Consider the following 15026-nt stretch of genomic DNA (forward strand, 5'->3'; position numbering starts at 1 on the left):
AAGGAGAGAACCATGAGTAGCAACGTCGGTATTGTGGATCGCGCCCTGCGGGTGGGCGTGGGACTGGGTTTGATGATGGCGGCCGCCCACGGCCTGGTTGGCGCGTGGGGGTGGGCTGGCGCCGTGCCGCTGCTGACCGCGCTGGTCGGCGTCTGCCCACTGTACCGTGCCGCCAGGCTATCGTCACTGGAAGTCCATCAGAACTACCGTCCGCAAGTTTGAGTAGCGCGCAGCGTGTTTCAGGAATGCTGCTGGAAGCCGCGCTGGGCGGCAAAGCGTTCCAGGTGGTGGTCCACATCGCCCAGCGTCAGTTCGATCATGGTCAGACGCTTGAAGTGATGCGCCGCCGGCAGTTCATCGGTGACGCCCATGCCGCCATGCAGCTGGACCGCCTGCTGGCCGATAAACTTGGCCGCCTGGCCGACCCGCACCTTGGCCGCTGATGCCACGCGGCGCCGCTCCTCGGCGTCGCACGACATGCGCGCCGCCACCAGCATCGCCATCGACCGCGCCTGCTCCAGATGGATGTACATATCCGCCATGCGGTGCTGCAAGGCCTGGAAGCTGCCGATCGCCAACCCAAACTGCTTGCGCGTTTTCAGGTACTCCAGCGTGGCGCCGAAGATGGCATCCATTGCCCCCACCGCCTCCGCGCACAGCAGGCTGACGCCATAGTCGGCCGCCTCTTCCAGCATGTCCCAGCCGCCGCCCATCTTGCCCAACAGCGCAGAGGCCGGCACCGCCACATGGTTGAACTGCACCGTGGCCGCGCGCTGGCCGTCAATGGTGCGGTAATCGCGCACCACCACCCCCGCAGTTTCGACCGGCACCACAAACAGGCTGATGCCGTTGGTATCGCGCTGGGTCCCCGCGCTGCGCGCTGATACAATCAGCGCATCGGCCTGGCCGCCATGAATCACCACGGTCTTGGTGCCATCGATGCGATAGCCTTCACCGTTGATGCTGGCGATGGTTTTAATATCCGCCAGATCATGGCGCGAGTGCTTTTCGCCAAGCGCACAGGCCAGTTTCAGTTCGCCCTTGGCGACATCTTCCAGCCGGTGATGCTGATTGCCGGCCAGCTGCAAAAACTTGGCGCCCCACACGGTAGCGAAGTACGGCTCCACCACCAGGCCGCGCCCCAGTTCCTGCATCACCACCAGCATATCCACCGCCGTACCGCTGAAACCGCCCTGCGCTTCGGGCACCGGCAAGGCAGTCATGCCCAATTCCACCAGCGTGTTCCAGGCCACATCCGACACGCCACTGGCCGAGTGGACAATGCGCTGGCGTACATCGAAACCGTAATCCTTGTCCACCCAGCGGCGCAGGGCGTCGGCAAACTGCTGCTGTTCTTGCTTGAAATTGAAATCCATTGCCGCTCCCTTACAGGCCCAGAATCATCTGGGTGATGATGTTCTTCTGTATTTCGTTCGACCCGCCGTAGATGGAGGTCTTGCGGAAGTTGAAGTAGTAGCCAGTCAGCGGGGCGGCGGCGTCGTCGCCCGTGACCGCGTGCTCGGCCTTGCCTTCCAGGTAATCGGTGGCGAACGGCAGCGCATCAGGACCGAGCGCTTCGACCATGAGCTCGGTGAGTTGCTGCTGGATTTCAGAACCACGGATTTTCAGCAAGGACGCCTCCGGCCCCGGCATATGCGATTCGCGTGTCAGTACGCGCAGCACGGTAGTCTCCAGCGCCATGAGTTCGATCTCCAGGCTGGCGACCTTGGCGGCATACAGCGGATCTTGCATCAACGGTTTGCCGTGTTTGTAGTGCTCCGAGGCGATCTTCTTCAGGAACAGCAACTCGCGCTTGGAGCGGCCCACGGCGGCAATGCCGGTGCGCTCGTGGCCCAGCAGATACTTGGCGTAGGTCCAGCCCTTGTTTTCCTGGCCAATCAGGTTTTGCACCGGCACTTTGACGTTATCGAAGAAGACTTCATTCACCTCATGGTCTTCATCGAGCATGATGATGGGGCGTATCGTGATGCCCGGCGATTTCATGTCGATGAGCAGGAAGGAAATGCCCTCCTGCTTGCGTACGCTGCTGTCGGTGCGGACCAGGCAGAAAATCATGTCGGCATGCTGGGCCAGCGTGGTCCAGGTCTTCTGGCCATTGACGATGTAATGGTCGCCGGCGCGCTCGGCAGTGGTTTTCAGCGAGGCCAGGTCGGACCCCGAGCCCGGCTCGGAATACCCCTGGCACCACCAGTCATCGCAATTCAGGATGCGCGGCAGGTAATGCGCCTTCTGCGCCTCGTTACCAAACGCCATGATGACCGGCGCCACCATGTTGACGCCAAACGGCAGGATGGGCGGCGTGCCGGCACGCGCGCACTCCTCTTCCCAGATGTGACGCTGGGTCGCGCTCCAGCCCGTGCCGCCATGCTCGACCGGCCAGCCCGGCGCGGCCCAGCCCTGGCGCGCGACGATCTGGTGCCAGCGCACATAATCCTGACGGCCCAGGCGCAAGTGGTTGCGGACTTTCTTTTGCAAGTCGCTCGGCAGATTGGTGTCGAGGAAAGCCCGCACCATGTCGCGAAACGCCAGATCCGCAGCCGTGTAAGTCAAATCCATGCTGTCTCCTTATTGTTTTGCGCGGCCAAAAAGCACGACCGTTCAAAATCATTGTACTCCCATGCTCTTTTAATAGGGCGACAGAAAGACGCAGTTTCTTCACTTCCGCGCAACTTTTTTCATTACGGCCAAAATGGTTGCATATTAAAACCTTTTACGCTATCCTGCCAGTAGTTTTAAATTGAAACCAAATTGGAGTACCACATGCAATCCATGTCCCGCGCCCTGGTGGCGCTATTCGCCTGCGCCAGCGGACTCAGTGTCGCCAACGTGTATTACGCCCAGCCGTTGCTGAACGCAATGGCGGCAGAGTTCGGCATCAGCCAAGCGGTCGCTGGCGGCGTCATCGCCGCCACGCAAGCGGGCAGCGTGCTGGCTTTGCTATTGCTCGTGCCGCTCGGCGACCTGGTGCCGCGCCGGCGTCTGATGCTGATACAGCTGGCTGCGCTGACCATGGCGCTGGTCGCAGTGTGCCTGGCGCCGGGCACACTGACACTGCTGCTTGCCATGCTGGCGGTCGGCATGCTGGGCACGGCCATGACGCAGGGCCTGATCGCCTACGCGGCCAGCACCGCCGCCGAACACGAGCGCGGCCATGTGGTCGGCGCCACCCAAAGCGGCGTGGTCGCCGGGCTGCTGCTGGCACGCGTGTTGGCCGGCCTCATTGCCGATCTCGCCAGCTGGCGCGCCGTGTATGGCATCTCCGCACTGGCGATGCTGGGGCTCGCCGTCCTCCTGTGGCGGACGCTGCCGCCGACCACGTCGCCTAAACAGCCAGCGGCATTGCACCGCGCCTACCTGGCCCTGCTCGGCTCCATGCTGACCTTGCTACGTCAGGATCGTGTGCTGCAAGTGCGCGGCGTGATTGGATTGCTGATGTTTGCCGTGTTTGGCGCTTTCTGGAGCGCGCTGGTTTTCCTGCTCAGCGCGGCGCCATACCGCTACTCGCACAGCGCCATTGGCGCCTTCGGCCTGGTGGGCCTGGCCGGTGCGCTGGCTGCAGCGCGCGCCGGCCGCTGGGCCGACCACGGGCACGCCAACCGCATCAGCGCCATCGCCATCCTGCTGATGCTGCTGGCCTGGCTGCCGCTGGCCATGGCGCCACAATCGCTGGCCGCACTCATCATCGGCATCCTGGCGCTGGATCTCGGCGTGCAGGCGCTGCACGTCACCAACCAGAGCCTGATCCTGCGCCGCGCCAGCGCATCCCACAGCCGGCTGATCGGCTGCTACATGATGTTCTACGCCGTCGGCAGCGGTAGTGGCGCATGGGCGGCCACCAGCGCCTATGCAGCAGCAGGCTGGACCGGTGTCTGCCTGCTTGGCGGCGGACTCAGCGTGGCGACGCTGGTGTTCTGGTTTGCCACAAAGTGGCCAGTCCGAATTGCAAAATTGGCCGGACCAATTTAGAATGGCCTGACCAAATAAACGTTTAACAATAAAGAGACCTCGCCCGTGACTTCCCGTTCCGCCCTGATAGCGGCTGTCGCCGCCACCCTGCTCGCCCTGCCGGCACATGCCGACGGCCCCTACCGCAATCCGGACAACAAAAGCGTCTATGACGCCAGTGAAGGCACCTACCCCGTGCCCTACAAAAAGCCGACCGTGGCTGAAATTACCGCCGCCCTGAACCGCATCCGCGGCTACATGGACGCTACCACGCCCACCCGCGTGGTGCACAAGGACAGCGGCGTCCAGATCAGCGACTTCAGCAAACCGGCAGCCGACGCCATCGTCGAGCCCAGCAGCGCCGAATGGGGCATCCAGATTTACGAAATGGGCATCGTGCATGCCGGCCTGATCAAAGCCGCAGCCGCCACCGGGGACCGCAAGTTCACCGCCATGACCGCGCGCCACTTCCAGTTCATGGCCGACAAACTGCCGTATTTCACCGCGCAGGAACAGCAGTTCCACCTGCAGCGCAACAACAGCTTCGCGCGCGTGCTGGAACCGCGCTCGCTGGACGATGCCGGCTCCATGTGCGCGGCCATGATACGCGCGCACTTTGCCAACGTCGGCCCGGACATGCGCCCGTTCATCGACGTGTGCAGCAACTGGGTCTATAAAAAACAGTTCCGCCTGCCGGATGGCACGCTGGCCCGCCAGCGTCCACAGGCCGTGTCACTATGGGCCGACGACATGTACATGGGCGTGCCGGCGCTGGCAGAAATGGGCCACCTCACCGGCCAGCAGGAATATTTCGACGACGCCGTGAAGAACGTGCTGCAGCTGACACAGTATCTGTTCAACCCGCAACTGGGCCTGTACACCCACGGCTGGAGCAGCAACAACCCGGACGCGCCGCGCTTCTACTGGGCGCGTGCCAACGGCTGGGCGGTGCTGACCATGAGCGACCTGCTGGACGTGCTGCCCAATACCCATCCCGGCTATCCGAAAGTGCTGGCGCAGCTGCGGCTGGCGTTGCGCGGCATCGCCGAACAGCAGTCCGGCACCGGCCTGTGGCACCAGATGATCGACCGCCACGACTCCTACCTGGAAACGTCCGCCAGCGCCATGTTCACCTACGTGATTGCGCACGCCATCAACGAAGGCTGGATCAGCGCCGCCACCTACGGCTCCATCGCCCAGGCCGGCTGGGTCGGCCTGAACACCCGCATCAACGCGCGCGGGCAAGTGGAAGGCACGTGCGTCGGCACCACCCTCGCCAGCGACCACATCTACTACTACAACCGTCCGACCAGCGTCGATGCGCTGCACGGTTACGGCCCCACCCTGCTGGCGGGCGCCGAAATGATCCGGCTGCTCAACAATCCGCAGATCGACATTCAGGTACGCCTGCGTACCTACCACTACGTGCCGAAAGATGCCGGCGCCACCAACTACAGCCATGAATAAAAGAGGCCCCGCCATGCGTACCCTGCTCCTGCCCATCGCCGCGCTGCTCGCGGGCGGCGCTGCACAGGCCGCCGAACAGGCGCGCATCACCGTCACGCACGACCTCAACCTGGCGCGGCCCTCGGAAACCATTGCCGTACCGTGGAGCGAGATCAACCGCGTGCTGCCGGGCGCCCTGATCCAGAAAATCGCCGTCAAAGACAGCCAGGGCAAGCTGCTGCCCTACCAGGTCAGCAACATCGCGCCGCAGGCCAAAGACCCCAAAGGCATCGGCGCCGCTTACGGCGAACTGTACTTCCAGCACAGCTTTGCGGCGGGCGAAACCCAAGCCAGCTTCACCGTCGAGAAGACCGACGTCGTCACGCCGCCGTTCCCCGCGCAAACCTACGCGCGCTACATCCCCGAGCGCCTGGACGACTTCGCCTGGGAAAACGACCACGTCGGCCACCGCACCTACGGCCCGGCGCTGGCCGCGCCGGACAGCACCGGCAGCGGCAAGGAAGTGCTGGTCACGAGCGGGCTGGACATCTGGTTCAAGCGCGTCAGCTATCCCATCGTCGACCGCTGGTACAACAAAGGCCACGACCACTACCACCATGACGAAGGTGAAGGCATGGACATGTACAACGTCGGCAAATCGCGTGGCGCCGGCGGCACCGGCGTGTGGGACGGCAAGCAGTTATATGTCGGCCGCAATTACGCGTCATGGAAAGTGCTGGCGAACGGCCCGATCCGCAGCGTATTCGAGCTAAGCTACGACGCCTGGGATGCGGCGGGCACCAAAGTCAGCGAAGTCAAACGCTTCACCATCGACGCCGGCCAGGACTTCGACACCATGGACAGCACGTTCAGCTTCAATGGTCCGCAGCAATTACTGGTAGCGATAGGCCTCAACAAAAAGCCGGCCGACAAAAACCAGCAAGAAGAAATTGCCGTCGAACGCCAGGGCGCACTGTTGACGCAATGGGTCACGCAAGCCAGCAAAGGCGCGTTCGGCACCGCCATCGTACTGCCGAGCGCGACCAACATCACCGGCGACGCACTGAACGAACTGATCCTCGCCCCCGTCGAATCCGGCAAACCGCTGCGCTACTACCTGGGCGCAGCCTGGGACCGCGCCGGCCACATAACATCGTCCGCCGAATGGCAAGCAAAAGCGCGCCTCATGGCCGCCCGCGCCAGCCACCCCCTGAAAGCCACCGTCACGCCCTAACTCCGGGGTCAGGTCCGTCTTTTCTACACGGGCCGGGCTGTAGCGTGCGTTAAGGTTGAGTTCGTGTAGAAATGGCGGACCTGACCCCGGATTTTGTTACTTCATGGTGTAGCTTTGCTGGGCGGTGTCGACCGCGTAGTTGTTGGCGGTGTCCCAGTAGGTGAAGTTATAGCGGACGACGTCACCCGCCTTCAGGCCGCTGGCGGTGTAGCTGTTGACGCCGCCCGCTTGCGTCATCCGCACGTTCAATTGACCGCCGTTGTTGACGCTGTAGTGCACGTCGGCCCAGCTGGAGCTGTTGACGGAAAATTTCAGCATCGTCGAGCTGGTCTGCGTCACTGCTGGCGCCGGCGTTGGGGTCGGGGTCGGAGTCGGAGTCGGCGTTGGAGTTGGCGTTGGAGTTGGCGTAGGGGTTGGTGTAGGAGTTGGGGTTGGGGTTGGTGTAGGAGTTGGCGTCGGTACGCCGCTATCCCAGACGATGTCGTCCACCGACATCTGGAACGCCGACTGCGGTAAGGCCGCGCCATCGCTGGCGATCTGGAACAGGTCGAGCATCGATTGCAACGCGACCTTCGGACCTGCCAGGTCGGCAATCGGTATCGTTGCCGTGCCCCATTCACCATTCCGCACCAGTCCATAGGTGGTGGCATTGGCCGGGAATTTCACCGAGTTCTGGTTGGTGTACGTGTCCTGGATCCCTACCGTGAACGCGACATTGGCTGGAATTTTGATCTTCAGCTTCATATTGCCGTTGCGGAAGCCGCTCATGTCGCGCGCCTGCCGCGATTCGACGCTGCCGCCAAACCACGAGCCCGGCGTGTTGAAGCTCCACGACAGCGCATTCGCCCCTTCATACGGCGCAATATTGCCGGGCGTCGTGGACGCATTGTTCCACACGAACACGTCGGACGTGGTGCCCGCCTGCAGCTTGTTGTTGACCACGGTGTTGTCGGTGAATACGCCAAATTTGCCCACTTCCGGCGGCGTCTGGTTGCCCAGTTTGACCGCGCCTTTGCCGTCCAGCTGGTAGACGCGCACATAGTCAACATACATGGTGCCCGGCAGTGGCGCCGTGACCTGGCCCGGCGTCGCCGCATCGGTGAAGTTGCCGCCGACGGCCAGGTTGAACAGCAGGTAGAACGGCGCCTGCAGCGCGGTCGAATTGACTGGCAACGGGCTGTTGTACATATCGTACTCGAGGCCGTTGTCGATCACGGTGAAGCGCATCTGGGTGTCGGTCCAGTAGAAGCGGTAGATCACGAAACGGTTGGCCAGCGATTGCGCCGGCGTGTACCAGTTCTTGGTCTGCCATGCGGTCGAGGCCGCGCAGCTTTCATTGCCCGTCACGCAGGCGGCCTGCTGCCAGGTGATGACGTTGGCGCCGACAAAGTTGTCGATGCCCGGCGTTGGCGTGCCCGCCGCAGCCCGGCTACCGGCCTTGTGACCCATTTCCATGATGTCGATTTCGCCCTTGCGCGGCCACGCCTGCGGGCTTACGCCCAGCATCCACGCCGCCGGCCACAGGCCCGTGCCCAGCTGCGGCGTGGCCATGCGGATTTCCACCATGCCGTACTGCACTTGCACCTTGTTGAAGGAATCGATTTTGCCCGAGGTGAAGACGTTGCTGCCCACGGTCTGGTTGCGCGCCTGGATCGCCAGTGCGCGCGTGTTCGGCTCGAACGGCACGTTGACGATCGACAGGTTGTTCGGACTGTAGTATTCGAGCTCCTGGTTGCCGTAGCCGCACAGGTTGATCTGGCAGCCGTTGCCATCGTAGGTGGTCCACAGGCTGGTGTTGAGCGCCGTGCCGTTGAACTCTTCCGACCACAGCAAGGCGCCAATGACGGGACTGGTCACGCTGGCCATCGCCGGCACGGCATACGCCAGCGCAATGCTGGCAGCGACAGCGGATAAAACGCATTTCTGGTTTTTCATTTTGTCTCCCTTATCCACACTCCAAACAAATTGGAAACGATTCCAATTGCGAATCCAAAATATATTCCGATAAATATTTTTTGTCAACGAAAGCGCGCAACGGTGCACAATACGGTACTTAATAAATAGACAGCAGTCCGACAATTCCGTATGCTTTCAAACGCAATTCCCCTTGCTATCAGGAATGGGGACTCTTTTACCGGTTACTTGTGCGCGATTTCATTTTCTCTTTTGCTGGCTGTGCCAGCTGGCGCCGCCTGCTGAGCGCACATCTTGCGGCAGTCCTGCTGTCGCTGACTTCCCTTGTCCACGCCGCTCCTACGCCATGGCAAAAACTGGCGCCCGTGATGTTCGAGCACCTGTCCCCGGCTGAGCGCGGCTTTCCCAATCCCATCACCATGGCAATCGCGCAGGACGGCGATGGCTATATCTGGTTTGCCACCCAGTCCGGTGTGGGCCGCTGGGATGGCTACCGCATGCGCAATTTCTTCTTCAAGGTGGATGATCCCTACTCGCTGCCAGGCGACTTTGTGCAGACGCTGCATGTGGACCGCCAGGGTCGTCTGTGGCTGGGCACCACCACTGGCGGCGTGGCCATGTATGACAAGCGCCATGAGCGGTTTGTGCGCTACCCGGCCGGTCCGCACGGTCTGCGCAGCCCCGCCATCAGTGCCTTGGCCGGCGATGACCGCGGCGGCATCTGGGTCGGCTCCGCTGCCGGGCTGGACTATATCGACACTGCACGCGGCGGCGCCATCCACCACGTAGCGCGTGAAGCCAGCGCAGCCGGCGGCGCCCGCAGCGAGCAGATACGCGCCTTGCACATCGACCAGCTGGGCGATCTGTGGATCGGCTCAAATGCGGGTCTGTCGCGCCGCGACCGCAACAGCGGCAAGTTTGAAGACCTGCCGCTGGCCAATGGCCGCAGCGACGCGGTACTGTCGCTGGCCAGCAATGCCAACAACGAAATCATCTTTGGCACGCTCAGCAGCGGCATCGGCGTCGCCCAAGCCGGCGATGGCGCCCGCCTGCTCACGCTGGACCAGGTCCGGGATGCCGACAACGCCATGGTGCTGTCGCTGACCGAAACCGTCCCTGGCAACTGGTGGGCGGCCACCTATGGCGGCGGCCTGATTGAATTTGACACCAACGGCCACGGCCGCCGCATCACGCACCGCCCTGCCATGGCGATCAGCCTGGGCCATGACCGCGTGGCGGCCGTGCTGCGCGATCACAGCGGCCTGGTCTGGGTGGCCAATGAACGCGGTGTGGACATCCACAACCCCGCCAATCGCACGGTCGAAACCATCCTGGACGGCGCCGACCTGAGCGAAATCTCCGCCTTTGCTTTTATGCGCGATGCCGGTGGCCGCCTGTGGGTGGCGCTGGGCGACCAGGGCATCGATCTGATCGATGCCGAAGGCAACCGCACGGCCGGCCTGCGTCCCAATCCGGCGCAGCCTGACAGCGCGTTGCCCAAGCGCCTGATTCTGGGCATGGCTGAAGCGGAGCCACAGGAAGCCTGGATCGCCACCGCACTGGGCCTGTACCACACCAGCGGCAAGGGCAGCCGTGTCAGCCGCGTGCCGCTGCCGCTCGGCGATCCCTACCCCCGCATCGGCACCATTGTGCGCCAGGGTGACACGCTGTGGCTGGGCGTGAATGCCGGCCTGATGCGCTACGACCTGCGTACCCGCAGCGCCCGCCTGTATGTGCAAGGGCCTGCCACCAGCGGCGGCCTGAGCGACAACCGCATCACCGTGCTGCGCGTTGCGGCCGACGGCGCGTTATGGATCGGCACGCGCAACGGTCTGAACCGGCTGACGCCCGGCAGCGGCCAGATCGAGCAGATCCTGCCCGGACCATCGTATGCCACCTCCTTGCCATACAGCGTCGTCGCGGCACTGGCGTTTGATGACCAGGGCCGGCTGTGGGTAGGCAGCCTCAACAACGGTATTGCCATCCTCGATGGCCGCAATGCGGACGGCACGCGCCGCTTCCGCCGCATCAACATTGCCAATGGCATGCCCAGCAGCAGCATCACGGCACTGCAAGCCGACCAGGCCGGCCATATGTGGGCCTCGACCTCGGACGGCATCGCCACCATTGACACCACCACGCTGCAAATCCATGTGCTGGACCGGACTGCCGGCCTGGTATTCCAGCCCTACATCGTCGGCGCGGTCGGCCTGACCGCGCAATCGGACATCGTGTTTGGCACCTCGGGCGGCTATGTGGTGGTCCAGCCCCAGCTGCCGCAGCCATGGCGTTACCAGCCGCCGCTGGTCATCAGCGCCATCCATGTGGACCGCGCAACCGTGTCACCGGTGCCGCTGACGGAAGCCAATGCGCCAGCGCTGGACATCCCGCCTGGCACCCGCAAGGTCGAGGTGGAAGTTGCCGCCCTCGACTACTCCGCCAGCCAGCGCAACCGCTACGCATTCCGCCTCGACGGCTATGACAAGGACTGGGTGGAAGCCGACGCCAGCCGCCGCACCGCCACCTACGCCAATGTCCCGCCGGGCACGTATCGCCTCTACATGCGCGGCAGCAACCGGGATGGCGTGTGGAGCCCGCATGAACTCAGCATGGAGCTGCGCTTCCTGCCGGCCTGGTACCAGACCTGGTGGGCGCGCCTCGGCGCGGCGCTGGCCGTGCTGGCCACCGGCTGGGCCATCTACCGCTGGCGCGTCCGCAATCTGCAGCAGGAAGTGTATTCGCGCACCCTGCACCTGGAGCGCGTGCACGCCATCGTCAAATCCATCAACGACGAACTGGATTTCGACGCGTTGCTGCACACCATCCTGCGCGAATCGAGCGCCATCGCCGAAGTGGGCGTCGCCTACGCCCTGATCTGCGAAGCACCGGGCGGGCCGTTGGCGATCCGCGCCAGCTGGGGGCACGATGCCCTGCCCTCGGCGCGCGCCGGCATGTCGCTGGCGGCGGCGCAGGCGCAGTTTGTCGACGCCGCCACCATCATCATGCCCGACATGTTCCTCAAGCAGAGCACCATGCTGGCCGTCCGCATCCGCGTCGAGCAGCAGGTGCAGGGCTATCTGGTGTTCAAGCAAAGCACGCCGTTTGCGCGCAAGGACCTGGAGATGTTCAAGGCGCTCAAGGAGCCGTTCGTGTCGGCCTTCCAGAAAGCCAGTGCGATCAGCGCCATCCAGCGCGCCCGCGCGGATGCCGAAGCCTCGACCCGCGCCAAGAGCGAATTCCTGGCCAATATCAGCCACGAGATCCGCACGCCGATGAATGCCATCCTGGGCTTTGCCGGCCTGGGCACGCAGCTGGACTTGCCCGCCAAGCCGCGCGACTACTTCACCAAGATCGGCCGCGCCGGCCAGAACCTGCTGAGCATCATTGACGATGTGCTGGACTTCGCAAAAATCGAATCGGGCAAGCTGCAACTGGAGGCCGTACCGTTTGACCTGGCGGAAACGCTGGCGCAGATTGCCGACCTGTTCTCGTGGCGCGCAGCGGAAAAAGGACTGGAGCTGCTGGCCTGGGCCAGGCCGGACGTACCTTTATACCTGATCGGCGATCCGCTGCGCTTGAACCAGGTGCTAGTCAACCTGGTCGGCAACGCGCTCAAGTTCACGGCACGCGGCCATATCGGCCTGCGCGTGGAGCTGATTGAAACCGCGCCGCAACTGAGCGCCCCGGTACGCCTGCGCTTTGTGGTGGAAGACACTGGCGTCGGCATCAGCACCGAACAGCAGGCACGCCTGTTCCACGCATTCTCGCAAGCCGACACCAGCACCACGCGCCTGTACGGCGGCACCGGCCTGGGGCTGGCGATCTCGCAGCAACTGGTGCAAGCCATGGGCGGCATCATTGCGATCGACAGCGTGCCAGGCCACGGCAGCCGTTTCTATTTTGAGCTGACGCTGCACCGCCAGCAAACGGCGGCGCCACTGCTGCCGGCGCCGCCAGCGGAAGCGACTGGCAAGCGTGTGCTGGTGGTCTACGATAACGTCATGGTGCGCGACATGCTGGAACAACAGTTGCGCAGCGATGGCTATTCCGTGTACACCGTCGGCAGCGCCGGCGCGGCCCAGACTTATCTGGGTCAGCACTCGGTCGATCTGGTCTTGCTGGACTGGGACCTGCCCGTCATGACAGGCGGCGAGCCTGTGCACCGCATCCATGAGATGGCCGCCCATGCGCAGGTGCCGGTGGTACTGATGATGACCGAATTCGCCCGCGAAGCCGCGGAGCGCGCAGCCAGCGACAGCCAGATCAGCGCAACGCTGGCCAAGCCGGTCAATCCCACACAGCTGCGCGAGGCCGTGCTGGTGGGCCTGGGACTGGCAGCACCGGCACATCCAGCGACCCTGACCGCACCGGCACTGTCGGAGACGGCGCAGCGCATTGCCGGCGCACGGGTGCTGGTGGTCGACGACAACGTCATCAACCAGCAGGTCGCGCGCGAGATCCTGCTGCGCGCCGACGTGCAGGTGGACATCGCTGGCAGCGGCGCGCAGGCGCTGCAGATGGTCGACCAGAACAATTACGATGCGGTCCTGATGGACATTCAGATGCCAGGCATGGACGGTCACGAAGCCACCGCGCGCATCCGCTCGAAAGAGACGCACCGCGCGCTGCCGCTGATCGCCATGAGCGCGCACGCGGTGGCCGGCTTCCGCGAAAGCAGCCTGGGGATGGGCATGAACGACTACGTTACCAAGCCGATCGATCCTGAGCGTTTGTTCAGTGTGCTGGCCCAGCAGATACGCAGCGTACCTGCGCGGACGGCGAGCGCGCCAGTGACGATGGCCAATCAGGCGCCGATACTGGCAGCAATGATGTTCGACACGCCAGTCATTGCCGGCATCGACATGACCGACGCGCTGGCTCGCCTGGGTGGCAACCAGCAACTACTGAACGTTCTGCTGGAGCGTTTCGTGCAGGACTTCGCCGCCAGCGCCGAACGGCTGATGGCGGCCGTCGAGCATCAGGCCTTCGACAGCGCGGCACTGCTGGTACACAAGGTGCGCGGCGCGGCGGGCAACCTGTCGATGCAGGAGCTGCACCAGACCGCCAGTGAACTGGAGCAGTTGCTGCTATCGCCGCAACGTGCCCACTACAGGGAAGCGCTGGCGGCGTTTAACACCGCACTGGCTTTGGTGATCGGCGGCCTGCAGGCAGCGGAGGACGCCGAACTGGATCACAGCGCGTCGGTTTCGCCGTAACGCAGTTCGACCATGGAGCGCACACCGCCGCGCGCCGGACCGCAGCCGCAGATCGCCACCACGGCATGGCGCAGGTGGTCCAGACCCAGCTCCTGCTCGATGTCAACGTCATTGATGGCGGCCGTCACAAACGCCGGCAACCCGGCTTCGGCGGCCAGCAGGTAGAAGGTCTGCGACAGATGGCCTGTATCCAGCGCCAGTGCGCGGTAGGCCTTTTGGTGATTGCGGTACTTCCAGAAACTGCGCTCCATGCGCGCCACCATCACCACCTGCAGCGGCGCATCCGCCAGCCAGTGCTGGTCTGCCAGCATCTGTTTTGCCAGCTCCGCCGCTGTCGCGCTGTCCATGGTGCGTACAGGCCGCAGCTCGTGCTCAATCGGATGGTAGTGATACAAGCCGGGCGTCACGCCGTCCACGCGCTGGGCCAGCACGAACGCCTCGACCGGATGCAGGCCGCCGCCGGAGGGACTGGTCTTCTTCAATACCGAGGCGTGTGGTCCCACCATGCGTACTTCCTGCGCACCAAAGGTCCGCTGCAACAGGCGCGCGGCGACAGCCAAAGGAATGCTGGCCTGTAGATCGAAATTGCGTCCGGTGTAGCGTTTGAACAGCTGCTCGTCGAGCAGGCCGCTGCGCACTGCGGGTAGTTTCAGTGCGCCCTCGGCCGGCAGGTCCAGCGTGGGCGGCGGCGGTTCGCCAAACATCTCCAGCAGCGCCTGGAAGCTGGGCGCCTCCATGCCGTTGTCGCTGCTGACCTCACGCCAGCGGCCGAACGTGTGCGTCAGTGCGGACAGCGGCCGCCAGTGCGTGGCGCGCAGGGTGTCGTCGCGCGCCTGGGCGTCAGCATGCTCGGTAGTGTCGCCAATCAGCAGCCCCTGCTTGAGCAAGCTGGCGATAGTCGCCTCACCGTAGCGCTGTTCGGCCTCGGCGCGCGTGGTCCATACCGTGTGACTCAAGCCGCCCAGCGCCGCCAGTTCCTCCGCGGTCACAGGCAGCTCCTGATCCAGATGGGGCGCCAGCGCCAGCCATTGCGTGGTGGCCGCCAGTGCGCTGCCGCCAGCCAGCACGGTACGCCAGTCTATCGATAACTTCTCCCGCGATTCCATGTACAGCACAGCACAACGTCGTATCTTCATGATTTGTCGTTTCCGCTCAAGTAGGGTGTTACGAGTCTAGCCTAAGGATGGCAGAATTTGCAACGATTGCGCTTGGCAAAAACATAAGTTTGACGTAGCATGGCTTTGCGTATG

At 63.7% G+C, this 15026-nt stretch carries 9 protein-coding genes; 5 read left to right on the forward strand and 4 right to left on the reverse strand.

Annotation, left to right across the window (positions count from 1 at the left end; translation table 11 throughout):
- The first annotated feature begins 12 nt into the window (after nucleotides 1-12).
- Nucleotides 13-222 (forward strand): YgaP family membrane protein, encoded by a 210-nt coding sequence (locus BUA36_RS21705; RefSeq protein WP_072787415.1) that lies wholly within the window; start codon nucleotides 13-15, stop codon nucleotides 220-222.
- A gap of 17 nt (nucleotides 223-239) precedes the next feature.
- Here BUA36_RS21705 and BUA36_RS21710 read toward each other — a convergent pair whose 3' ends face one another.
- Nucleotides 240-1376, reverse strand: a complete 1137-nt coding sequence (locus tag BUA36_RS21710) for an acyl-CoA dehydrogenase family protein (RefSeq protein WP_072787416.1) — start codon at nucleotides 1374-1376, stop codon at nucleotides 240-242.
- 10 nt (nucleotides 1377-1386) lie between these two features.
- Nucleotides 1387-2577, reverse strand: coding sequence for an acyl-CoA dehydrogenase family protein (locus BUA36_RS21715; RefSeq protein ID WP_072787417.1), 1191 nt, complete (start codon nucleotides 2575-2577; stop codon nucleotides 1387-1389).
- 213 nt (nucleotides 2578-2790) lie between these two features.
- Here BUA36_RS21715 and BUA36_RS21720 point away from each other — a divergent pair, with 213 nt between their 5' ends.
- From BUA36_RS21720 to BUA36_RS21730, 3 genes are read left to right on the forward strand one after another with little or no spacing between them, the layout of a single operon-like run.
- Nucleotides 2791-3987, forward strand: a complete 1197-nt coding sequence (locus BUA36_RS21720; protein WP_072787544.1) for an MFS transporter — start codon at nucleotides 2791-2793, stop codon at nucleotides 3985-3987.
- A 45-nt stretch (nucleotides 3988-4032) separates the two neighbouring features.
- Nucleotides 4033-5433, forward strand: coding sequence for a glycoside hydrolase family 88/105 protein (locus tag BUA36_RS21725; RefSeq protein WP_084560276.1), 1401 nt, complete (start codon nucleotides 4033-4035; stop codon nucleotides 5431-5433).
- A 13-nt stretch (nucleotides 5434-5446) separates the two neighbouring features.
- Nucleotides 5447-6646 carry a DUF4861 family protein gene (locus BUA36_RS21730; protein WP_072787418.1) on the forward strand — a complete coding sequence of 400 codons (1200 nt, stop codon included), beginning with the start codon at nucleotides 5447-5449 and terminating at the stop codon, nucleotides 6644-6646.
- A gap of 96 nt (nucleotides 6647-6742) precedes the next feature.
- Here the strand turns inward: BUA36_RS21730 and BUA36_RS21735 are convergent, their stop codons facing one another.
- Nucleotides 6743-8581 carry a glycoside hydrolase family 16 protein gene (locus tag BUA36_RS21735; RefSeq protein WP_072787419.1) on the reverse strand — a complete coding sequence of 613 codons (1839 nt, stop codon included), beginning with the start codon at nucleotides 8579-8581 and terminating at the stop codon, nucleotides 6743-6745.
- Nucleotides 8582-8790: 209 nt separating this feature from the next.
- Between BUA36_RS21735 and BUA36_RS21740 the strand changes: the two genes are divergently transcribed.
- The gene (locus tag BUA36_RS21740; RefSeq protein ID WP_229255777.1) at nucleotides 8791-13776 is read left to right on the forward strand and encodes a response regulator; all 4986 of its coding nucleotides are present in this window, start codon (nucleotides 8791-8793) and stop codon (nucleotides 13774-13776) included.
- Here the strand turns inward: BUA36_RS21740 and BUA36_RS21745 are convergent.
- Nucleotides 13752-14912 carry a putative peptide maturation dehydrogenase gene (locus BUA36_RS21745; RefSeq protein ID WP_072787420.1) on the reverse strand — a complete coding sequence of 387 codons (1161 nt, stop codon included), beginning with the start codon at nucleotides 14910-14912 and terminating at the stop codon, nucleotides 13752-13754. The genes BUA36_RS21740 and BUA36_RS21745 overlap by 25 nt on opposite strands.
- Between the last annotated feature and the right edge of the window lie 114 nt (nucleotides 14913-15026).

This window comes from Duganella sacchari (assembly GCF_900143065.1).
Taxonomy (GTDB): Bacteria; Pseudomonadota; Gammaproteobacteria; order Burkholderiales; family Burkholderiaceae_D; genus Rugamonas; species Rugamonas sacchari.